At 68.4% G+C, this 19,921-nt stretch carries 18 protein-coding genes and 1 tRNA gene; 11 read left to right on the top strand and 8 right to left on the bottom strand.

Features of this window, described 5'->3' with window-relative positions; genetic code table 11:
• Positions 1-26: 26 nt before the first annotated feature.
• Positions 27-1,592: a L,D-transpeptidase family protein gene (locus ACLFOB_RS04550; protein WP_410925113.1), complete on the bottom strand. Its 1,566-nt coding sequence runs from the start codon at positions 1,590-1,592 to the stop codon at positions 27-29.
• A gap of 385 nt (positions 1,593-1,977) precedes the next feature.
• Between ACLFOB_RS04550 and ACLFOB_RS04545 the strand changes: the two genes are divergently transcribed.
• The 3 genes from ACLFOB_RS04545 to ACLFOB_RS04535 all read left to right on the top strand — a co-directional run bounded on the left by ACLFOB_RS04545 (position 1,978) and on the right by ACLFOB_RS04535 (position 4,898).
• The gene (locus ACLFOB_RS04545) at positions 1,978-2,550 is read left to right on the top strand and encodes a YcbK family protein (RefSeq protein ID WP_410916298.1); all 573 of its coding nucleotides are present in this window, start codon (positions 1,978-1,980) and stop codon (positions 2,548-2,550) included.
• Between the two features lie 265 nt (positions 2,551-2,815).
• Complete coding sequence (locus ACLFOB_RS04540; RefSeq protein ID WP_410916299.1) at positions 2,816-3,673, top strand: MaoC family dehydratase N-terminal domain-containing protein; 858 nt, start codon at positions 2,816-2,818, stop codon at positions 3,671-3,673.
• Position 3,674: 1 nt separating this feature from the next.
• On the top strand, positions 3,675-4,898 hold the full coding sequence (locus ACLFOB_RS04535; protein ID WP_410916300.1) for a CoA transferase: 1,224 nt from the start codon (positions 3,675-3,677) through the stop codon (positions 4,896-4,898).
• Here ACLFOB_RS04535 and ACLFOB_RS04530 read toward each other — a convergent pair.
• From ACLFOB_RS04530 to ACLFOB_RS04505, 6 genes are all read right to left on the bottom strand, one after another.
• Complete coding sequence (locus tag ACLFOB_RS04530) at positions 4,895-5,584, bottom strand: ABC transporter ATP-binding protein (RefSeq protein ID WP_410925111.1); 690 nt, start codon at positions 5,582-5,584, stop codon at positions 4,895-4,897. The two genes, ACLFOB_RS04535 and ACLFOB_RS04530, sit on opposite strands and share 4 nt — an antisense overlap.
• Positions 5,584-6,342, bottom strand: coding sequence for an ABC transporter ATP-binding protein (locus ACLFOB_RS04525; RefSeq protein ID WP_410916303.1), 759 nt, complete (start codon positions 6,340-6,342; stop codon positions 5,584-5,586). The genes ACLFOB_RS04530 and ACLFOB_RS04525 overlap by 1 nt, the downstream gene beginning before the upstream one ends.
• Positions 6,335-7,318: a branched-chain amino acid ABC transporter permease gene (locus ACLFOB_RS04520; RefSeq protein ID WP_410916304.1), complete on the bottom strand. Its 984-nt coding sequence runs from the start codon at positions 7,316-7,318 to the stop codon at positions 6,335-6,337. The genes ACLFOB_RS04525 and ACLFOB_RS04520 overlap by 8 nt, the downstream gene beginning before the upstream one ends.
• A 1-nt stretch (position 7,319) precedes the next feature.
• Entirely contained in the window at positions 7,320-8,240 is a 921-nt protein-coding gene (locus ACLFOB_RS04515) for a branched-chain amino acid ABC transporter permease (RefSeq protein ID WP_410916305.1), read from the bottom strand.
• Between the two features lie 120 nt (positions 8,241-8,360).
• On the bottom strand, positions 8,361-9,500 hold the full coding sequence (locus tag ACLFOB_RS04510) for an ABC transporter substrate-binding protein (protein ID WP_410925109.1): 1,140 nt from the start codon (positions 9,498-9,500) through the stop codon (positions 8,361-8,363).
• A gap of 77 nt (positions 9,501-9,577) precedes the next feature.
• The gene (locus ACLFOB_RS04505) at positions 9,578-9,973 is read right to left on the bottom strand and encodes a RidA family protein (RefSeq protein ID WP_410917252.1); all 396 of its coding nucleotides are present in this window, start codon (positions 9,971-9,973) and stop codon (positions 9,578-9,580) included.
• A 137-nt stretch (positions 9,974-10,110) separates the two neighbouring features.
• Here ACLFOB_RS04505 and ACLFOB_RS04500 point away from each other — a divergent pair, with 137 nt between their 5' ends.
• The 6 genes from ACLFOB_RS04500 to ACLFOB_RS04475 all read left to right on the top strand — a co-directional run bounded on the left by ACLFOB_RS04500 (position 10,111) and on the right by ACLFOB_RS04475 (position 17,339).
• Positions 10,111-12,399: a bifunctional salicylyl-CoA 5-hydroxylase/oxidoreductase gene (locus tag ACLFOB_RS04500; RefSeq protein ID WP_410925107.1), complete on the top strand. Its 2,289-nt coding sequence runs from the start codon at positions 10,111-10,113 to the stop codon at positions 12,397-12,399.
• A complete protein-coding gene (locus tag ACLFOB_RS04495) occupies positions 12,396-13,142 on the top strand; it encodes an SDR family NAD(P)-dependent oxidoreductase (protein WP_410925105.1) in 747 nt (248 codons plus the stop codon). The genes ACLFOB_RS04500 and ACLFOB_RS04495 overlap by 4 nt, the downstream gene beginning before the upstream one ends.
• Complete coding sequence (locus ACLFOB_RS04490; protein ID WP_410917255.1) at positions 13,139-13,642, top strand: MarR family winged helix-turn-helix transcriptional regulator; 504 nt, start codon at positions 13,139-13,141, stop codon at positions 13,640-13,642. The genes ACLFOB_RS04495 and ACLFOB_RS04490 overlap by 4 nt, the downstream gene beginning before the upstream one ends.
• Positions 13,620-14,432 carry an enoyl-CoA hydratase family protein gene (locus ACLFOB_RS04485; protein ID WP_410917256.1) on the top strand — a complete coding sequence of 271 codons (813 nt, stop codon included), beginning with the start codon at positions 13,620-13,622 and terminating at the stop codon, positions 14,430-14,432. The genes ACLFOB_RS04490 and ACLFOB_RS04485 overlap by 23 nt, the downstream gene beginning before the upstream one ends.
• 99 nt (positions 14,433-14,531) lie before the next feature.
• On the top strand, positions 14,532-15,668 hold the full coding sequence (locus ACLFOB_RS04480) for an acyl-CoA dehydrogenase family protein (RefSeq protein WP_410925103.1): 1,137 nt from the start codon (positions 14,532-14,534) through the stop codon (positions 15,666-15,668).
• A 42-nt stretch (positions 15,669-15,710) separates the two neighbouring features.
• On the top strand, positions 15,711-17,339 hold the full coding sequence (locus ACLFOB_RS04475) for an AMP-binding protein (protein ID WP_410917258.1): 1,629 nt from the start codon (positions 15,711-15,713) through the stop codon (positions 17,337-17,339).
• A 62-nt stretch (positions 17,340-17,401) separates the two neighbouring features.
• On the opposite strand, the gene ACLFOB_RS04470 is transcribed toward ACLFOB_RS04475, so the two are convergent.
• Complete coding sequence (locus ACLFOB_RS04470) at positions 17,402-18,709, bottom strand: ATP-binding protein (protein ID WP_410917259.1); 1,308 nt, start codon at positions 18,707-18,709, stop codon at positions 17,402-17,404.
• Between the two features lie 41 nt (positions 18,710-18,750).
• Between ACLFOB_RS04470 and ACLFOB_RS04465 the strand changes: the two genes are divergently transcribed.
• Both ACLFOB_RS04465 and ACLFOB_RS04460 read left to right on the top strand, forming a co-directional pair.
• The gene (locus tag ACLFOB_RS04465) at positions 18,751-19,668 is read left to right on the top strand and encodes an MBL fold metallo-hydrolase (protein WP_410925101.1); all 918 of its coding nucleotides are present in this window, start codon (positions 18,751-18,753) and stop codon (positions 19,666-19,668) included.
• Between the two features lie 66 nt (positions 19,669-19,734).
• A tRNA-Asn gene (locus tag ACLFOB_RS04460) sits at positions 19,735-19,809 on the top strand.
• Positions 19,810-19,921: the final 112 nt, after the last annotated feature.

The following is a 19,921-nucleotide window of genomic DNA, read 5'->3' as shown; positions in this document are numbered from 1 at the left end:
CACCTCCTCGGCGCATGTCCCCTTCCCTATCCGCCCAGGGCGCCGATCGCCACCCCCCGTGCTTCGAGCGCCGACCAGACCCGCGCATCGCGCCCGTAGATGTCGGGGCGGAACTCCACCCGACCCTTCGCCGTGGTCACGGCGGTGCGGTAGATCAGGTGCACCGGCACATGGGTCTCGAGATCGACTTGCGTCTCCCGTCCGGTGTCGAGCACCGAGTGGAAGAGGCCCCTGGGGTCGTCCGTCTGCCGCGCCAGCAGCGCATAGGCGAAGTCGAAGGGCCGCTCCAGCCGGACGCAGCCGCTGGAGTAGGTGCGGGTGTGGCGGTCGAAAAGGTGCTTCTCCGGCGTGTCGTGCAGGTAGATGGCATACTGGTTGGGGAACATGAACTTCACCTTGCCCAGCGCGTTGCGCGGGCCGGGCGGCTGGCGGACGTTGAAGGGAAAGTTGCGTGCGTTGTAGGCATTGAAGTTCACCGAGGCGCGGCTGACCACCTGTCCGCGACTGTCGATCAGTTGCAGGTAGGAGGCTGCGTTGCGGTTGCGCTTCATCTTCGGCAGGTAGTCGCGCGCGAGGATGGAGCGGGGCACATGCCACGAGGGGTTGATGACCATGTGCTCCATCTCGTCCGAGAACTCGGGCGTGTGCTTGCCTGAGGGGCTGCGCGCGCCGACCACCGCCTTCGTCTCGAAGCTCACCCTGCCGTCGTCGACGATCTTTGCCGAGAAGTCGGTAAGATTGACGAGGATGTGCCGGTCGCCGCGCTCGCGCGGCAGCCAGCGCTCGCGCTCGAGCGCGACGAGGACGGATTTCAGCCGCTCCGAGGCGGGCATGTTGATCTCGGCCAGCGTGCTTGCGCCGGCAACGCCGTCGACTTCCAGCGCATGCGCCTCCTGAAAGGCGCGCACGGCCTCGACGAGGGCTGCGTCATAGCTGGCAGAGGCGGAGCGCGTGAGGTAACCCATCGCGATCAGCCGGTCGCGCAGGGCGACGACCGCGGCACCACTCTGCCCCGGCTCCAGCCGGCGCGCATCGACCGGTGGGCCCCAGGCGCCGCTCTCCGCGGCCTCCTGCAGTTCCAGCCGCGCCTTCAGCAGGCGGGCGTATTCCGGGCCCGCCGGTGCGAGGCTCCGTAGAAAGTCGGCCGGCCGATCGGAGGCGGCGAAGGCCGCGAACTGGGCGGCGACATCGGGGCGTTCGACCTTGCGCACCATGTCGACGTCGATCTGGGACGGGGTCAGGATACCCGCCTGGATGCGCCGGGCATACCGCAGGAAGAGCCGCGTCAGTTCGGCCTCTGCGACGCCGAGGTCATGCGCGCTGCGGGCAGCCGCGAGGCGCGCCCGCAGCGCCTCCAGATCCTCCGCTGGCAAGCCGTGCACGGGCAGCGCGGCAAGCGCATCGAAGAGCGCGCCGCGGCGCGCCTTGTGCAGGGCGTCGGCGCCCGTCCAGATCGGCGCGAAGCCATTGTCGCGATAGACGGCCGCAGCCGGTTCGCTCTCCGCCACACCCTCTGCAAGCGCCTGCTTGAAGGCGGTGACGCCGGCCGGCGCCGGCACGGGTGTCAGGAAAAGCGCCGCCCCGAACGCCACGGCGCCACACATCTGTCGAAGCGACGGGCGCATTCTCGCTGTCATCGGCAGCACTCTCCTCTTCGGGCGCACCCCCTTGCGCCGCGCCGGTTTCCCGAACTGCAGTATAGACTTGGGTGAGCGGGCAACTGTCCATTCACGTTTCGTCATGCTGCGCGCAGTGCGCGCTTGGCCGCGACATTCCTGCAACTGGCCTGCACTTGGCCGCAGAGGACGCGTTCGGCTCCACAGTAAGCAGCTTTTTGCCGACCCTCACGGTTTACAGGAACTTAAGCCGAATCGGGCTTGGTCGGGACTCGGACCGTGTGGCATAGTCCGCGCCACTGGGGATGACACACAGGCCGCGCAACGACGCGGTACGGCAGAAAACAGGACAGGCACACTCATGAAGAACGATCACGGCGCTGGCGCTCTGTCTCGGCGCGGCCTGCTCACCGCATTCGCGGCGACGCTGGTCACTGCGGCTCCAACGTACTCGAACGCCGCCGGGTTCCTTCGCGGGGCCGGCGACATACGCCGGATCCGGATGTATTCCGGCCGCACCGGCGAGCGGATGGACACGATCTACTGGATCGAGGGCGACTATATCCGCGAGGCCGTGGAAGAGATCAGCCTCTTCATGCGGGACTGGCGCAACAACCAGGTCAAGGCGATCGACCTGCGCACGATCGACATCATGTCCGCCGCGCACAACATGCTGGACACCTCGGAACCATACACGCTGATCTCCGGCTACCGCAGCCCGGAAACCAACGCGATGCTGCGCAGCCGCGGCTCCGGCGTGGCGAAGAACTCGCGCCACCTGCGGGGCGAGGCGGCGGACCTGCAACTGCGCTCGCGCTCGGTCGCCCAGATGGCCAGCGCCGCGGCAGCCTGTCGCGCGGGTGGCGTCGGCCGATACACCGGGTCCAACTTCGTGCACATGGACTGCGGGCCGGTGCGCTCCTGGGGGCGCTGACAGCCTTGGGGAGCTGACAGCCTGCGGGCGCTGACAGGGCATCCGCTGCCCCCGCCCCAGGACGTGTATCTTGCCAATGCCGGGCGGCGACATGACAGGCTGCCCGATCCCGACCTGGACCGCCGACGCCGCACTCGGGACTGCCGCAGCGCCCGGGACTATCGTTGCGAGCGGGACCACCGCACGCAACTTTTGTGCACATAAGTATTCGTAGGCAAAATATTCTGTCTCCGCTATTCCACTCCGGCAAGTGGAGGGAAGCCGCATGGCGCGGGACGACTACGACGGCTGGATCGGGCGCACACGAAAGGACCGGGACACGGCCAGCGCGGCCGCGCTCGGCATGCTGGCAGCGACACTGTCGGACCTGCCCGGCAGCCTGCCTGCCCCTCCGGAGCCCGGCACGCCGCTGCCGCCGCTCTGGCACTGGGCGCTGTTTCACCCCGCCGCGCCGATGGACGGGCTCGGGCCTGACGGGCACCCGAAGCGCGGCGGCTTCCTGCCGCCCATCGACCACGAGCGCCGCATGTGGGCGGGTGGGGCACTGACCTTTCACGCGCCGCTCAGGGTGGGCGACACCGTCACCCGCCGCTCGCGCATCGCCGGCCTCCGCGAGGTCGAGAACGACCGCGGCGGCATGGTCTTCGTCACCCTCGAGCACGAGTTGGAGGGGCCGGCGGGCCTCGCCGTGGAGGAACGGCAGGACATCGTCTACATGCCGATGCCCGACCGCTTCACGCCGCCCCGGAAGGAGCCCGCGCCGGAGGCGCCGGAGGCGGAACTGACCCTGCCGATGCCCGAGACGCGGCTTTTCCGATTCTCGGCCGCGACCTTCAACGCGCACCGCATCCACTACGACCTGCCTTACGCCCGCGAGGTGGAGAAATACCCGGGCCTCGTCGTCCACGGGCCGATGCAGGCGCTGTGCCTGATGGCGCTGGCCACGGAACGGGCAGGCAAGCCCCCTGCCCGCTTCGCCTTTCGCGGGGTGCACCCGCTTTTCGCCGGTGCGCCGATGCGCGCGCTGGCCTGGCGCGAGGCGGACGCGCCGGGGCTGAAACTCTGCGCCGCGGCGGCAGAGGGGCACATGACGATGAAGGCCACCGCGGAATGGGAGGTGTGAGATGGGCATCCTGACAGGCATGCGCGTGGTCGAGGGCTCTGCCTTCGTCGCCGTTCCGCTGGCCGGCATGACGCTGGCGCAGATGGGCGCGGACGTGATCCGCTTTGACCGGCTGGAGGGCGGTCTCGACGCGCACCGCTGGCCGGTGGCGCCGAACGGGCGCTCGCTCTTCTGGGCGGGGCTCAACAAGGGCAAGCGCTCGGTCGCCGTGAACATGAAATCGCCCGAGGGGCAGGAGCTGATCACCCGGATCGTCACCGCGCCGGGCGAGGACGCGGGCCTCTTCCTGACCAACCTGCGCGTGCGCGGATGGATGGACTACGAGACGCTCAGCCAATACCGCCGCGATCTGGTGATGCTGACGCTGACCGGCGACCGGCACGGGCGGCCGGCGGTGGACTACACGGTGAACCCCTCGCTGGGCTTTCCCGACGCGACCGGCCCCGAGGGATCGACCGAGCCGGTGGCCCATGTCCTGCCCGCCTGGGACTGCATCGCCGGCAACCTCGCGGCGGCGGGGCTGCTCGCGGCAGAGCGCCAGCGGCTCAAGACCGGGCGCGGGCAGCAGGTCGAGGTCGCGCTCAAGGATGTCGCCGCGGCGATGCTGGGGCATCTGGGGATTATCGGCGAGACGACGCTGTCGGGCGAGAGCCGGCCCAAGGCCGGCAATGCGCTTTACGGCGCCTACGGGCAGGACTTCCTCTGCGCCGACGGACGGCGGGTGATGGTGGTGGGCCTGACCCGCCGGCAGTGGCTGGGGCTTCTGAAAGCCACCGGAACGGCAGAGGCGATGGCGCAACTCGGGCAGCGGCTGGGCCTCGACCTGGGCGAGGAAGGCAACCGCTTCCGCGCGCGGCACGAGATCACGCAAGTGCTTGCGCCCTGGTTCGCGGCGCGCGCCGTGTCCGATTTCGCCGAAAGCTTCGACGCGCTTGGCGTCACCTGGTCGATCTTCCGCGATTTCCGCACCGCGCTGGACGAGGATCCGGACCTGTCGCCCGAAAACCCGATGTTCTCGATGCTGACGCAGCCGGGGATCGGCGACTATCTGGTGCCGGCAAGCCCGCTGGAGTTCTCGGCCGCAGGCCGCGACCCGGCGCGGCCTGCACCGCTGCTGGGCGAGCATACGGAGCAGGTGCTGGCCGATGTCGCGGGCCTTGGTTCGGGCGAGATCGGGCGTCTCTTCGACCGGGGGATCGTGGGCGGCCCCGCGCCGGTGCACTAGACGCCCAGGTAGCGGTCCGTCACCCCGCGCTCGAGCTTGCCCATGCTGCCGGCCCAGACGGTCGCGCCGCGTTCGAGGATCACGGCGCGGTCCGCGACCCTTGCCAGTTCCCTCAGCGACTTGTCCACCACGAGAATGGCAAGCCCCGTCTCGGCCCTCAGCGTGCCGATGGCGGCCCAGATCTCGCGCCGCACGACGGGTGCCAGTCCCTCGGTCGCCTCGTCGAGGATCAAAAGCCGCGGGTTGGTCATCAGCGCGCGGCCGATCGCCAGCATCTGCTGTTCGCCGCCCGACAGCGAGACGGCGCGCTGGTCGCGCCGCTCCTTCAGGCGGGGAAAGAGCCGGGACACCGCGTCGAAATCCCAGGGACCGGGCCGCGCGGCGGCGACGAGGTTCTCCTCGACCGTAAGCGGCGCGAAACAGCGCCGCCCCTCGGGCACCAGGCCGACGCCCATCCGCGCCACCCTGTGCGAGGGCAAACGCGTGATGTCCTGCCCGTCGAACTCGATGCGGCCTGCACGCGCCGGCAGCATCCCGCAGGTCACGCGGATCGTCGTGGTCTTGCCCATCCCGTTGCGGCCCATGAGCGCGACGACCTCGCCCTCTGCCAGTTCCAGGTCGACGCCGAAGAGCGCCTGGCTTGCGCCATAGGCGGCCTCGATCCCCGACAGCTTTAGGAACGCCATCAGACCGCCTCCTCGTCCTCGCCCAGATAGGCGCGGCGCACCTCGGGGTTGGCGCGGATCTCCGCGACCGTGCCACTGGCGATGATCTGCCCGTAGTCCAGCACGCTGATCCGGTCGGCAAGGGAGAACACCGCGTCCATGTCGTGCTCGACCAGCAGGATCGGCGCCTCGTGGCGCAGCTTGTCGAGAAAGCGGGTCATCTCCGAGGCACCCTCGGTGCCCATGCCGGCCATCGGCTCGTCCAGCAGGAAGGCGCGTGGCTCCAGCGCCAGCGCCATCGCGATCTCCAGCTTGCGCCGCTCGCCGTGACTGAGGTCCTGCGCCCAGACGGAGAGACGGTCACCGAGGCCCACGCGTTCGGCTGCCGAACGCGCCCTGGCGGTGATCTCGCGGTCCTTCAACACGGCACGGAAGAAACTGTAGGAGCTGCCCTGCGCGCCCTGAAGCGCCAGCACGATGTTCTGCAGCACCGTGAATTCCGGGATCACCGAAGAGATCTGGAAACTGCGGCCCAGCCCCATGCGGGCGCGCGACACGGTATCGAGTTCCGTCACGTCCTGCCCCAGAAAGCGGATCTGCCCTGCGTCCGGCTGAAGATTGCCCGCGATCTGCTTGATGAGCGTGGATTTTCCGGCACCGTTCGGCCCGATGAGGGCATGGATCTCACCGGGGTAAAGGGCAAGGTTGATGTCGTGGCTCGCCCGCAGCGCGCCGAAGTTCTTGTGCACATGGCGGATTTCGAGAACCGGCTCAGTCATGCGCCACCTCCCGGCCCGCCAGCGATCCGACGATGCCACCGCGGGCGAAGAGCACGACCAGCAGCAGCAGCACGCCCACGAAGCCAAGCCAGTAGTCGCTGACGCCGCCCAGCCAGTGCTCGAGCAGGATGAAGAGCGCAGCGCCCGCAACGGGGCCGTAAAGCCGCGCGACGCCGCCGAGGATGACAAGGATCATGATCTCCCCGCTCGTCTCCCAGCTGAACATCGTGGGGCCGACGAACCGGTTGAGATCGGCCATCAGCGCCCCCGCAAGCCCGGTGATCATCCCGGAGATGACGAAGGCGGTCAGACGGATGCGGAAGGGGGTGATGCCCACCGTCTCCACCCGCTCGGCGTTCTGGCGCGACGCCTGCAGCGCCAGTCCGAAGGGCGAGCGCGCGATGCGCCAGCTCAGGAAGATCGCCAGCATCAGCAGGACGTAGCAGATCAGGAAGAACTGGATCGGGTCGAGCGTGTCGAGGCCGGGAAAGTCGTTGCGCATGTAGATCGACATGCCGTCCTCGCCGCCGTATTTCGGCCAGCTGACGAAGAGGTAGTAGAACATCTGCGCGAAGGCGAGCGTGGCCATGATGAAATAGGCCCCCGAGGTGCGCAGCGTCAGAAGCCCGATGACCAGCGCGGCAAGGCCCGACACGATCAGCGCCGCGACCCAGATCACCAGCATCTGCCTGGTGCCCTCGAAGACGAAGGGCCAGGTGAAGATCGGATCGAAGCTCTGCGCGTGGAAGGCGAGGATTCCCATCGTGTAGCCGCCCAGCCCGAAATAGGCGGCGTGGCCGAAGGAGATCAGCCCGCCAAGCCCGAGCGCAAGGTTCAGCCCCACCGCGGCGAGCGCCAGGATCGCGACACGGGTGGACAGGGTGATGGTGAAGATCTCGCCCGTGACATGCGCCCAGAGCGGGATCGCGAGCAGCCCGATGGCGAGTGCCGCGTTGATGATGGTTTCGCGCCGCATGTCAGGCCGCCGCTCCGAACAGTCCCTGCGGCCGGACGATCAGCACGCCCGCCATCAGGATGTAGATCAGCATCGAGGCCAGCGCCGAGCCGACCGTGGTCGCCGCCGACGCCTCCATCACCGTGCCGAAGGCGATGGGCAGCATCGTGCGCCCCAGCGTGTCGATCAGCCCCACCAGCAGCGCGCCCACGAAGGCGCCCTTGATCGAGCCGATGCCGCCGACGATGATGGTCACGAAGGCCAGGATCAGCACGGGCTCGCCCATGCCCACCTCGACCGACTGGATCGCGCCCACCAGCGCGCCCGCCATCCCGGCCAGCGCCGCGCCCAGCGCGAAGACCACGGTGTAGAGCTTCGAGATGTCGATGCCGAGCGCGGCGATCATCTCGCGATCGGCCTCGCCCGCGCGGATCCGGATGCCCAGCCGTGTGCGTGCGATCAGCCAGAACAGCATCGCCGCAACGCCAAGTCCCATCGCGATGATGAAAAGCCGGTAGAGCGGATACCGGATCCCGCCCGGCAGGGTCACGGAACCCGACAGCATCTCGGGAATGTCGAGATAGAGCGGGAAGGAGCCGAAGAACCAGCGCGTGCCCTCCGAGAACACCAGGATCAGCGCGAAGGTGGCCAGCACCTGATCGAGATGGTTGCGCCGGTAGAGCCGGCGGATCACCGTGATCTCGACGATGGCCCCTGCCATGGCGGCGGCGGCGATGCTGGCGACCAGACCAAGCAGGAAGTTGCCCGTTGCGGCCGAGACGGCGGCCGCCGCGAAGGCACCGATCATGTAGAGCGAACCGTGCGCAAGGTTGATCAGCCCCATGACCCCGAAGACCAGCGTCAGCCCCGCCGCCATCAGGAACAGCATCACCCCGAACTGCAGACCGTTCAGGGTCTGCTCGATGAATAGGAGTGTCGTCATCGCTCCCCTGCCCCTGCCCCTGCCCCTGCGCCGTGCGCAGGCTACGCCTCGGCGGTTTTACCGCCGCGGGTCCTGGGACGGAAAGCGCGCCGGGGCAAGTCCACCCCGGCGCGCCATCGCCTACATCTGACAGTCGTCGCCGTAGACGTCCGAGTGGTCCTGCAGGCTGGGCCCGACCACGCGGTTGGTCCAGGTGCCGTCCACCTGCGTCACTTCGCGCACGTAGATGTCCTGGATCGGGTGCTGGTTGGCCGCGAACTCGAAATCGCCCCGCACGCTCTCGAAATCGGCCTCGCGCAGCGCGGCGCGGAAGGCGTCGGCATCGGACACATCGGCCTTTTCGAGCGCCGAGAGGATCAGCTGTGCGGCGTCGTAGGCCTGGCTCGCGTAGATCGACGGGGTGCGCCCATAGGCCTCCTCGAAGCTTTCGACGAAGGCGGAGTTGGCCGCGTTGTCGAGGTCGGGCGCCCATTGCGAGGTGTTGCGCACGCCGGCGGCGGCATCGCCCACGGCCGGCAGGATCGTCTGGTCGAAGCTGAAGCCCGGCCCGATCAGCGGGATGTCGACGCCCGCATCGGCATACTGCTTGATGAAGGAGATCCCCATGCCGCCCGGCAGGAAGAAATAGGCCACGTCGGCACCGCTGGCGCGGATCTGCGCGATCTCGGCGGCATAGTCCGTCTGCCCGAAGCGGGTATAGACCTCGTCGGCGATCTCGCCCTCGTAGAACCGCTTGAAGCCGGTGAGCCCGTCCTGACCCGCAGGGTAGTTCGGCGCCATGATGAAGGCGCTCTCGTAGCCCTCCTGCGTGGCGAAGGCGCCCGCAGCCTCGTGCATCGCGTCGTTCTGCCAGGCGACGTTGAAGTAGTTCTGGTGGCAGCCCCGGCCGGCCAGCTGAGAGGGGCCGGCATTGTTGGAGACGTAGAACTTGCCCTGGTTGACCGCAGAGGGCACCACGGCCAGCGCGAGGTTGGAAAAGATGATGCCCGTCAGGATGTCCACGTTCTCGCGCTGGATCAGTTCGTCGGCCACCTGCACCGCGATCTCGGGCTTCTGCTGATCGTCCTCGACGACCACCTCGACATCGTCCGCGCCCGCCTGCTCGATGGCCAGCAGGAACCCGTCGCGGCTGTCCTGTCCAAGGCCTGCGCCGCCGCCCGACAGCGTGGTGATCAGGCCGATTTTCACGTCGGCCGCCTGCACCGATGTCGCCAGCGCGACGGCGCAGGCCCCGGCCAGCAAGGTCCTTGCCAATTTCATTGTCTCGCTCCCCGTTCCGATCTGCCGCGCCCGTTCCGGCGCGCTGCACGCAAGCTTCAGCCGCAGCCCCGGTCCCGTCAAGACAGAACCGCGGTGGCCTCGATCTCGACCATCGCCTCGTCCTCCACGAGGGCGGCCACAACAACCATCGTCATTGCCGGGAAGTGGTAGCCCATGACCGAGCGATAGACGTGCCCCATCTCGCGCTGCTTCGCGAGGTATTCGGACTTGTCGGTGACATACCAGGTCAGGCGCGCGATGTCCTCGACGCGCCCGCCCGCGGCCTCGACCACGTCGCGGATGTTCTTCAGCGCCTGCTCGCACTGACCGAGGAAATCCCTGGCCTCGAAGACCTGATCGGCGGTCCAGCCGATCTGCCCGCCCACGAAGAGCACGCGGCCCTCTGCCACCATGCCGTTCGCGTAGCCCTTGGCGGGCTTCCAGCCCTCGGGGTGCACCGTGATCGTGGGCATAGCAGCCTCCTGTCGCCCGTCCATGTTCGTCCAGCCTGCCGCTTGCCGCATCGCATTTCAAGCCTAAAACTTTATGCTTGAAATATGTGGTGCGGGCTGGCAGGCTCCTCCACGATCCAGTCAGAGGAGAAGCGGCCATGAAGATCATCTGTCTGGGCGGCGGTCCCGCGGGGCTCTACTTCGCGATCAGCATGAAGCTGCGCGACCCCTCGCACGAGGTCACCGTGCTGGAGCGCAACCGCGCCAACGACACCTTCGGCTGGGGCGTGGTGCTGTCGGACGACGCGCTGGCACGGCTCGAAAAGAACGACCCCAGGAGCGCCGAGGCGATCCGGTCGCATTTCGCCTACTGGGACGACATCGCCGTCATCAAGGGCGACACGCGCATCGTCTCCGGCGGGCACGGGTTTGCCGGCATCGGGCGCAAGCAGCTGCTGATCCTGCTGCAGGAGCGGGCGCGCAAGCTGGGCGTGGAGCTGAAGTTCGAGACCGAGTTCGACACGGCAGAGAATTACCGCAAGCACTATGACCTCGTCGTCGCGGCGGATGGCCTGAACTCGAAGGTGCGGCAGGAATACGAGGACGTCTTCAAGCCCGACATCGACGTGCGGCTGTGCAAGTTCATCTGGCTGGGCACGCACCAGAAGTTCGACGACGCCTTCACCTTCATCTTCGAAAAGACCGAGCACGGCTGGATCTGGGCGCATGCCTACCAGTTCGACGAGAACACGGCGACCTTCATCGTCGAGACCGACCGGAAGACCTGGGACAACTTCGGTTTCGAGGACATGACGAAGGAGCAGATCGTCGACACCTGCACCGAGGTCTTCAAGGATCACCTGGGCGGGCACGAGCTGATGTCCAACGCCGCGCACCTGCGCGGCTCGGCGGTCTGGATGAATTTCCCGCGCGTGATCTGCGAGAAGTGGTATCACGAGAATGTCGTGCTGATGGGCGACGCCGCGGCCACCGGGCATTTCTCGATCGGCTCGGGCTCGCGCCTCGCGATGGACAGCGCCATCGCGCTCGCGGAATACCTGCATTCCGAGCCCACGATGGAAGCCGCCTTCGAGCGCTATCAGGAAGAGCGCCGGCTGGAGGTCATGCGCCTGCAGTCCGCCGCACGCAACAGCCTCGAATGGTTCGAGGAGGTCGAGCGCTATCTCGATTTCGACCCGATCCAGTTCAACTATTCGCTGCTCACCCGCAGCCAGCGGATCAGCCACGAGAACCTGCGCCTGCGCGATCCCGACTGGCTGCGCGAGGCCGAGGAGTGGTTCCAGCGGCAGGCCGGCAACAACGGCAGCCACCGCGCGCCCATGTTCGCGCCCTTCCGGCTGCGCGACATGCGGCTGAAGAACCGGGTCGTCGTCTCGCCCATGGCGCAGTACAAGGCCGTGGACGGCTGCCCGACCGACTGGCACTTCGTCCATTACGCCGAGCGCGCCAAGGGCGGCGCGGGCCTCGTCTACACCGAGATGACCTGCGTGAGCCCCGAGGGCCGCATCACGCCGGGCTGCCCGGGCCTCTACGCGCCCGAGCACGAGGCCGCCTGGACGCGGCTGGTGGATTTCGTGCACGCCGAGACCGGCGCCAAGCTCTGCATGCAGATCGGCCATTCGGGGCGCAAGGGCTCCACCCAGCTCGGGTGGGAAGAGATGGACGCGCCGCTGAAGGAGGGCAACTGGCCCATCATGTCGGCCAGCGCGATCCCCTGGTCCGAGCGCAGCCAGGTCCCGAAGGAGATGGACCGCGCCGACATGGACATGGTGCGCGACCAGTTCGTCAGCGCCACCGAGATGGCCGCGCGCTGCGGCTTCGACATGGTCGAGCTGCACGCCGCGCACGGCTATCTCATCGCCTCCTTCATCTCGCCGCTCACCAACGTGCGGACGGACGACTACGGCGGCAGCCTCGAGAACCGGTTGCGCTACCCGCTCGAGGTCTTCCGCGCCATGCGCGCGGTCTGGCCCGAGGAGAAGCCGATGTCGGTGCGCATCTCCGCGACCGACTGGGCCGAGGGCGGCGTCGACGGCCCCGAGGCGGTCGAGATCGCGCGGATGTTCCGCGAGGCGGGCGTGGACATCGTTGACGTCTCCGCCGGCCAGACCTCGACCGAGGCGAAGCCGGTCTACGGGCGCATGTTCCAGACGCCCTTCTCCGACCGTGTGCGCAACGAGCTGAAGATGCCCACCATCGCCGTCGGCAACATCTACGAGCCCGACCACGTCAACTCGATCCTGATGGCCGGGCGCGCGGACCTCGTGGCGCTGGCGCGGCCGCATCTGGCCGATCCCTACTGGACGCTCCACGCGGCCGCGGCGCTTGGCGACTGGGACGAGAAGTGGCCCGATCCCTACCTCGCCGGGCAGACCCAGCTCATGCGCCTCGCCGAGCGCGGCGAGGGGATGGGCATCCGGGTATGACGCTGGCAGGCCGCAGCGCGCTGGTCACCGGCGGCGGCTCGGGGCTTGGCGCCGAGCTTGCCCGCGGGCTGGCCGATGCCGGCGCGACCGTCTGGATCGCCGGACGTCGGATGGCGGCGCTGGAGCGGGTGGCCGAAAGCCACCCCGCCCTGTGCCCCGTGCAATGCGACGTGACAGACCCGGCCGCGGTGCGCGCCATGTTCGATGCGGCGGGCGACCCGCAGATCGTGGTGGCGAACGCGGGCGCGGCTGAAAGCGCGCCGCTCCACCGCACCTCGGACGACCTCTGGCAGCACATGCTGGCGGTCAACCTCACGGGCGTCTTCCACGTGCTGCGCGAAGGGTATTCGCGCCTGCGGCAGGCCGAATGGGGCCGGCTGATCGCGGTGGCCTCCACCGCGGGGCTCAAGGGCTATCCATATGTCACCGCCTACACCGCGGCGAAACACGGGGTCGTGGGGCTGGTGCGGGCCGCGGCGCTCGAGACCGCGCGCACGAAGGTCACGGTGAATGCCCTCTGCCCCGGCTTCCTCGACACCGAGATGACGGACCGCAGCGTTGCCAACATCGTCGAGAAGACCGGCATGAGCCCGGACGACGCCCGCGCCGAACTGGCGAAGAACAGCCCGCAGAAGCGCCTGATCCGCCCCGCGGAGGTGACCGCCGCCGCGCTCTGGCTCTGCGGGCCGGGCTCCGAGGGGATCACCGGGCAGGCGATCTCGATCTCCGGGGGCGAGACATGAGCGCGCCGGAGCCAGGACGCCCGGAAAGGACCGATCAGGCGCCGCCGGCATCGCCCTCCAAGCAGAGACTCAGGCTCTGGCTCAGGATGCTGGAGGCCACGCGCCACATCGAGGCGCGGCTGCGCGACGAGCTCAGGACCGAACACGACAGCACCCTGCCCCGCTTCGACGTGCTGGCAGCCCTCTACCGCCGGCCCGACGGGCTGCGGATGAGCGAGCTTTCGGCCATGCTGAAGGTCTCGAACGGCAACGTCACCGGCATCGTCGAGCGGCTGGTGAGCGAGGGGCACGTCGAACGCCTGCGCGTCGAGGGCGACCGCCGCGCCATGCGCGTGCGGCTGACCGAGGCCGGGCGCGCGCGCTTCGCCGGGATGGCGGCCTGGCACGAGGCGCGGGTGAACGACCTGCTCGGCGATTTCGACACGGAAGAGCTGGCGCCCATGATCGCGCTGCTCGCAAGGATCGGGAGGGAGACGAATGACCCGGATGGCAGGGCTTGAGCCCCGGAATTTCCAGTGGCGCTGCGAGGACGGGATCGCGTTGATCCGCCTCGACCGCCCGGACCGCAAGAACCCGCTGACCTTCGACAGCTATGCCGAGTTGCGCGACACCTTCCGCGCGCTGGTCTACGCCGAGGACGTGAAGGCGGTGGTCCTTGCCTCGAACGACGGCAATTTCTCCTCGGGCGGCGACGTGCACGAGATCATCGGCCCGCTCACGGAGATGGACATGAAGGGGCTGCTGGATTTCACCCGCATGACCGGCGACCTGGTCAAGGCGATGATCCACTGCGGCAAGCCCATCATAGCCTCCGTGGACGGCATCTGCGTGGGCGCGGGCGCGATCGTCGCCATGGCCTCGGACCTGCGGCTGGGCACGCCCGCGGCGAAGACGGCCTTCCTGTTCACGAAGGTGGGGCTTGCGGGCTGCGACATGGGCGCCTGCGCGATCCTGCCGCGCATCATCGGCCAGGGCCGCGCGGCCGAACTGCTCTATACCGGGCGGTCGATGTCGGCCGAGGAAGGGCTGAACTGGGGCTTCTTCAACGCCCTGCACGCGTCCGACAAGGTCGAGGCGGAGGCGCTGGCGCTGGCGAGGAAGATCGCGACGGGGCCGAACTTCGCGCACATGATGACCAAGACGCAGCTCAACCACGAATGGAACCTCAGCCTCGACCAGGCCATCGAGGCCGAGGCGCAGGCGCAGGCCATCTGCATGCAGACCGAGGACTTCAAACGCGCCTACCGGGCCTTCGTGGCCAGGGAGAAGCCGGTCTTCGAAGGCGACTGAAGAAGAATTTTCGGTCGAAAATTCTTCGGAAGTCAGCGAACTATCGAGCCGATTTTTCGATCGAAAAATCGGCGCTGGCGGCAAAGGCAGGAGAGGCACATGGTGGACGAAAGCTTTCTTCACTGGCCCTTCTTCGAGACGCGGCACCGCGAACTGCGCGACGCGCTGGAAAGCTGGTGCACGGCCAACCTGCCCGCCGATCATTCGGACGTGGACGCAGCCTGCCGCAAGCTGGTGGCCGACATGGGCGAGGCGGGCTTTCTGCGCCACTCCGGTGCCGCAGCGGGCGAGGCGCTGGACGTCCGCGCGCTCTGTCTGATCCGCGAGACGCTGGCGCGGCACGACGGGCTTGCCGATTTCGCCTTCGCCATGCAGGGTCTGGGCATGGGCGCGGTGTCTCTCTTCGGCTCGCCCGAACAGCGCGAATGGCTGGAAGAGACCCGCGCGGGTCGCGCTATCTCCGCCTTCGCGCTGACCGAGCCGGCCTCGGGCTCGGACGTCGCCAACACGGCCATGACCGCCACGCGCGAGGGCAACGGCTGGCGCCTCGACGGCGAGAAGACCTGGATCTCGAACGGCGGCATCGCGGATGTCTACACAGTCTTCGCCCGCACCGGCGAGGCGCCGGGCCCCAAGGGGCTTTCTGCCTTCCTCGTTCCCGCCGACACGCCCGGTCTTACGGTGACCGAGCGGCTGGAGGTGATCGCGCCGCATCCGCTGGCGCGTCTCTCCTTCGACGGCGTGAAACTGCCGGCCGAGGCGCAGATCGGCGAGCGCGGGCGCGGCTTCGCCATCGCCATGTCGGTGCTCGACGTCTTCCGCTCGACCGTGGGCGCCGCGGCGCTGGGTTTCGCGCGGCGCGCGCTCGACGAATCCGTCAAGCGCGTGACCACGCGCGAGGTGGGCGGCGCGAAGCTGGCCGAGCTACAGATGGTGCAGGGCCATATCGCCGACATGGCGCTTGGCATCGACGCCTCGGCGCTGCTGATCTACCGTGCGGCCTGGACCAAGGACATGGGCGCCGCGCGCGTGAGCCGCGAGGCCGCGATGGCCAAGCTGCACGCCACCGAGACCGCGCAGAAAATCATCGACGCGGCGGTGCAGCTGCACGGCGGCGACGGCGTGAAGTCCGGCGAGGTGGTCGAGAGCCTCTATCGCGAGATCCGCGCGCTCCGGATTTACGAGGGCGCGAGCGACGTGCAGAAAATCATCATCGCGCGCCAGACGCTGGGATAATGCCGGCGGCCTGAGACGGGCGGGACAAGCAGGGAGCGCATCATGACCATCCAGCTGGGTCCCAGCGGGCACGAGGACAGCTTTGCACGGGACAATCTGCCGCCCTTCGGGCAATGGCCGGAACTCCGGCTCGAGGGGTTCGACTATCCCGAGTGGTTGAATGTCGGTGTCGAACTCACCGACAGGATGGTTGAAAGGGGCTTCGGCGACCACACCGCGCTGATCGGCAACGGGCGGCGGCGGACCTACAAGGAGTTGGCCGACTGGACCAATCGCCTCGCCCGCGCGCTGGTCGAGGATTATGGCACAAGGCCCGGAAACCGCGTTCTGATCAGGTCAGCCAACAACCCGGCCATGGTGGCCTGCTGGCTGGCGGCAACCAAGGCCGGCGCGGTGGTGGTGAACACCATGCCGATGCTGCGGGCGGGCGAGCTGGGCAAGATCGTGGACAAGGCCGAGGTGAGCCTTGCGCTCTGCGACACGCGGCTGATGGACGACATGGTCACCTGCGCCAAGGATTCCCGCACGCTTGAAACCGTTGTGGGCTTCGACGGCACCGCGAACCACGACGCCGAGCTGGACCGTGCCGCGCTGGACAAGCCGGTGCATTTCGAGGCGGTGAAGACCGGGCGTGACGATGTGGCGCTTCTGGGCTTCACCTCGGGCACCACCGGTCAGCCCAAGGCCACGATGCATTTCCACCGCGACATCCTGATCATCGCGGATGGTTATGCGCGGGAGGTTCTGCAGGTCACGCCGGAGGACATCTTCGTGGGCTCGCCGCCTTTGGCCTTTACTTTCGGGCTGGGCGGGCTTGCCGTTTTCCCGCTGCGTTTCGGCGCGGCCGCGGCGTTGCTGGAGACCGCCTCGCCCCCGAACCTCATCGAGATCATCGAGCGCCACCGCGCCACGATCTGCTTCACCGCGCCCACGGCCTATCTGGCGATGCTGCGCGCGATGGCGGAGGGGGCGGACCTGTCGTCGCTGCGCTGCGCCGTCTCGGCGGGCGAGACGCTGCCCGGTCCGGTCTACGAGGACTGGCTGCGCCGCACCGGCAAGCCGCTGCTGGACGGGATCGGCGCGACCGAGATGCTGCACATCTTCATCTCGAACCGGCTGGGCGATGCCAGGCCTGCCTGCACCGGCTTCCCGGTCACCGGCTACGAGGCCAGAATCGTCGACGACGAGTTGAACGAGCTGGCGCGCGGCACGCCCGGGCGGCTCGCGGTCAAGGGGCCGACCGGCTGCCGCTACATGGCCGACCCGCGCCAGAGGGACTACGTGCAGGACGGCTGGAACATCACCGGCGACACCTTCTATCAGGACGAAGAGGGATATTTTCATTTCGCCGCGCGCTCGGACGACATGATCATCTCTTCGGGCTACAACATCGCGGGTCCGGAGGTGGAGGCGGCGCTGCTCAAGCACGAGGCGGTGGCCGAATGCGCCGTGGTCGGCGCGCCCGACCCCGACCGCGGCGCCATCGTGGAGGCGCATGTGGTGCTGGCCGAGGGCGTGATGGGGGACGAGACCATGATCAAGGCGCTCCAGGACTTCGTGAAGGCCAGCATCGCGCCCTACAAGTATCCCCGCCGCGTGATCTTCTGCGACGCCCTGCCGAAGACGCAGACCGGCAAGGTGCAACGCTTCCGCCTGCGCGAGAGGGGGTGAATCGTCAAGGGTTCTGCCTGCTCGGGTGTCCTCGTCGAATTCGCGACATTCGCGCAACGGGCCTAACTGGCGAGGCGCAACTCGGCCCTGAGTCCGCCGAGCCGCTCGCTTCGGTTCAGCGTGAGAGCGCCGCCATGGGCGCGCGCCACGTCCGACGCGATGGCAAGGCCCAGCCCCACGCCGGTGCCGCGGTTCTGGTTGCGGGCAGGGTCGAGCCGCGCGAAGGGCTTGAGCGCGTCGTCGCGCCGCTCGGGCGGGATGCCGGGGCCGTCGTCCTCGACCGCGATGGTGAGGGCATCGGGCCCGAGTTCCACCGACACCTCCGCGCGGCGACCGTAGCGCACCGCATTGGCGATCAGGTTCTCGAGCGCCCGACGCACGGCGAGCGGGCGCAGCGCGATCTCGCCCCGGCCGGACACGCGGGCCAGCCTCACATCGAGGCCGCCCCGCGTTGCATCCTCGACCACCCCCTGCACCAGGGCCACGGGGTCCACCCGCACGCTCTCTCCGGTCGCGGCCTCGCCCTGGGCGAAGCTGAGGAACTCGTCGACCAGCCGCTCCATGTCCTCGACATCGCGTTCCAGCGGCTCCCGGTCCCCGGGGTCGAGCATCGAGAGGCCCAGCTTGAGCCGGGTCAGCGGCGTGCGCAGGTCGTGGCTCACTCCCGACAGCATCAGGGTGCGCTGCTCGATATGCCGTTCGATCCGCGCGCGCATGGCGAGAAACGCGCGCCCAGCCGCGCGCACCTCGACCGCGCCGGACGGCTTGTAGGGCACCGTCCGGCCGCGCCCGAAGGCCTCCGCCGCATCGGCGAGCCGCGTGATCGGGCGCAGCTGGTTCCGAAGATAGACGAAGGCGATCACGGTCAGGATTATGCCGAAGAACACCATGTTCACGAGCAGCTGATGGGGGTTGGACGCCGACACGCGCTGCCGGTCGAAGTCGAAGGCGACAGGACCGGCTGTACTGTCGGCATAGAGCGTGACGTCGAAATCGTTGGGCAGCAGTAGCGCGCGAAAGTCGTCAACCCGCTCGTCGAGTTCGCGGATCACGATACGGCCCGAGAAATCGTAGAACCGCAGCAGATGATCGGCGGGCACGGCGCCGGCAGGCACGTCCCGCAACTCGTAGTCCAGCGCCGTCGCCAGCGCGCGGGCAGCCCCCGCTCCCTCGGTCTCGAGCCGGTCGAGCACCAGCGCGACCTCCAGCGCCACGCCCTCGGTCAGCTGCTCGGTGACGCCCTCGAAATGCCGCTGCACGAAGACCACGGAGACCACGAGCTGAAGCACGACCACCGGAAGCACGAGGATCAGCGCGGCGCGCCCGTAGATCCCGCGCGGCACATAGCGTTTGAGCCAGCCGAAGAACATGCCTAAACCTAGGCGCCGCAGCAGCGGAGCGGAAGTGGCCCATGACGGCACAGGACCATCCCCCCGAAAGCCCCCCACCCGGAAAGGCCGTGGCGCTCGGCCCCGGCCTGCGACGGATCGTGGCGCCCAACCCCTCGGCGATGACCCTGTGGGGGACCAACACCTACCTCCTTGGCGATCGCGATATCGCCGTGATCGACCCCGGCCCCGACCGCCCCGCGCACCTGAGGGCAATTCTTGACGCACTCGCGCCCGGCCAGAGGATCACGCATATCCTTGTCACCCACGCCCATCTCGACCATTCGCCGCTGGCCCGGCAGCTGGCCGCCGCGACCGGCGCACCGGTCATGGCCTATGGCGCGGCAAAAGCGGGCCGCAGCGCGGTGATGGAACGGCTGGCGGAAGAGGGCCTTGCCGGCGGGGGAGAAGGCGTGGACGCAGGCTTCGCCCCCGATCTGACGCTGGCCGACGGTGCCATCGTGGAGGGCGCGGGCTGGCGGCTCGAGGCGCTCCACACACCGGGCCATTTCGGCAATCACCTTTGCTTCGCCTGGGGCGACACGCTTTTCACGGGCGATCTTGTGATGGGTTGGGCCACCTCTCTCGTGTCGCCTCCCGACGGCGACCTGACAGACTTCATGGCCTCATGCGAAAGGCTCGCCAGGCGCGACTGGGCCGTGCTGCACCCGGGCCACGGCGCCCCAGTGACGGAGCCGCGCGCGCGCATCGACTGGCTGATCGCCCACCGCAGGAGCCGGGAAGCGCAGATCCTCGCAGCGCTCGCCGAGGCACCGGGCAGCGCAGAGGATCTCGCCCGCCGGATCTACGTCGAGACGCCCCCTGCCCTCCTCCCCGCCGCGGCGCGCAACGTCTTCGCCCATCTCGTGGACCTGACCGGCCGCGGTGCCGTGCGCCCCGAGCGGACCCTTGCGGCAAAGGACATCTTCCACGCCCTGTGAGAGCCTATTTTTCGAGCCGCGCCCTCTGGACGCCCTCCGGGCGTGTTGCTATAGCACCGCCACTGGTCCGGCGTAGCTCAGTGGTAGAGCAGTTGACTGTTAATCAATTGGTCGCAGGTTCGAATCCTGCCGCCGGAGCCAGTTCCAGAAAAGTCAAGTGAAATCAACGGCCTGCTCCGAAGATTCGGACAGGACTCGGAGATGCGACACATTCCGCGACTCAAGAGTCGCGAGGTCGTCGCACACATGGCCG

Source organism: Rhodosalinus sp., assembly GCF_046542825.1.
Taxonomy (GTDB): Bacteria; Pseudomonadota; Alphaproteobacteria; order Rhodobacterales; family Rhodobacteraceae; genus Rhodosalinus.
Note: the sequence above shows the minus strand (reverse complement) of the source record. Positions and strands in the feature narration are given on the sequence as shown.

Coding starts and splice junctions, on each gene's coding strand:
- ACLFOB_RS04465 (WP_410925101.1), top strand. CDS start 18,751: ATGACGGCACAGGACCATCCCCCCGAAAGCCCCCCACCCGGAAAGGCC.
- ACLFOB_RS04470 (WP_410917259.1), bottom strand. CDS start 18,709: ATGTTCTTCGGCTGGCTCAAACGCTATGTGCCGCGCGGGATCTACGGG.
- ACLFOB_RS04475 (WP_410917258.1), top strand. CDS start 15,711: ATGACCATCCAGCTGGGTCCCAGCGGGCACGAGGACAGCTTTGCACGG.
- ACLFOB_RS04530 (WP_410925111.1), bottom strand. CDS start 5,584: ATGGCGTTCCTAAAGCTGTCGGGGATCGAGGCCGCCTATGGCGCAAGC.
- ACLFOB_RS04525 (WP_410916303.1), bottom strand. CDS start 6,342: ATGACTGAGCCGGTTCTCGAAATCCGCCATGTGCACAAGAACTTCGGC.
- ACLFOB_RS04545 (WP_410916298.1), top strand. CDS start 1,978: ATGAAGAACGATCACGGCGCTGGCGCTCTGTCTCGGCGCGGCCTGCTC.
- ACLFOB_RS04495 (WP_410925105.1), top strand. CDS start 12,396: ATGACGCTGGCAGGCCGCAGCGCGCTGGTCACCGGCGGCGGCTCGGGG.
- ACLFOB_RS04510 (WP_410925109.1), bottom strand. CDS start 9,500: ATGAAATTGGCAAGGACCTTGCTGGCCGGGGCCTGCGCCGTCGCGCTG.
- ACLFOB_RS04500 (WP_410925107.1), top strand. CDS start 10,111: ATGAAGATCATCTGTCTGGGCGGCGGTCCCGCGGGGCTCTACTTCGCG.
- ACLFOB_RS04480 (WP_410925103.1), top strand. CDS start 14,532: ATGGTGGACGAAAGCTTTCTTCACTGGCCCTTCTTCGAGACGCGGCAC.
- ACLFOB_RS04485 (WP_410917256.1), top strand. CDS start 13,620: ATGACCCGGATGGCAGGGCTTGAGCCCCGGAATTTCCAGTGGCGCTGC.
- ACLFOB_RS04505 (WP_410917252.1), bottom strand. CDS start 9,973: ATGCCCACGATCACGGTGCACCCCGAGGGCTGGAAGCCCGCCAAGGGC.
- ACLFOB_RS04535 (WP_410916300.1), top strand. CDS start 3,675: ATGGGCATCCTGACAGGCATGCGCGTGGTCGAGGGCTCTGCCTTCGTC.
- ACLFOB_RS04515 (WP_410916305.1), bottom strand. CDS start 8,240: ATGACGACACTCCTATTCATCGAGCAGACCCTGAACGGTCTGCAGTTC.
- ACLFOB_RS04520 (WP_410916304.1), bottom strand. CDS start 7,318: ATGCGGCGCGAAACCATCATCAACGCGGCACTCGCCATCGGGCTGCTC.
- ACLFOB_RS04490 (WP_410917255.1), top strand. CDS start 13,139: ATGAGCGCGCCGGAGCCAGGACGCCCGGAAAGGACCGATCAGGCGCCG.
- ACLFOB_RS04540 (WP_410916299.1), top strand. CDS start 2,816: ATGGCGCGGGACGACTACGACGGCTGGATCGGGCGCACACGAAAGGAC.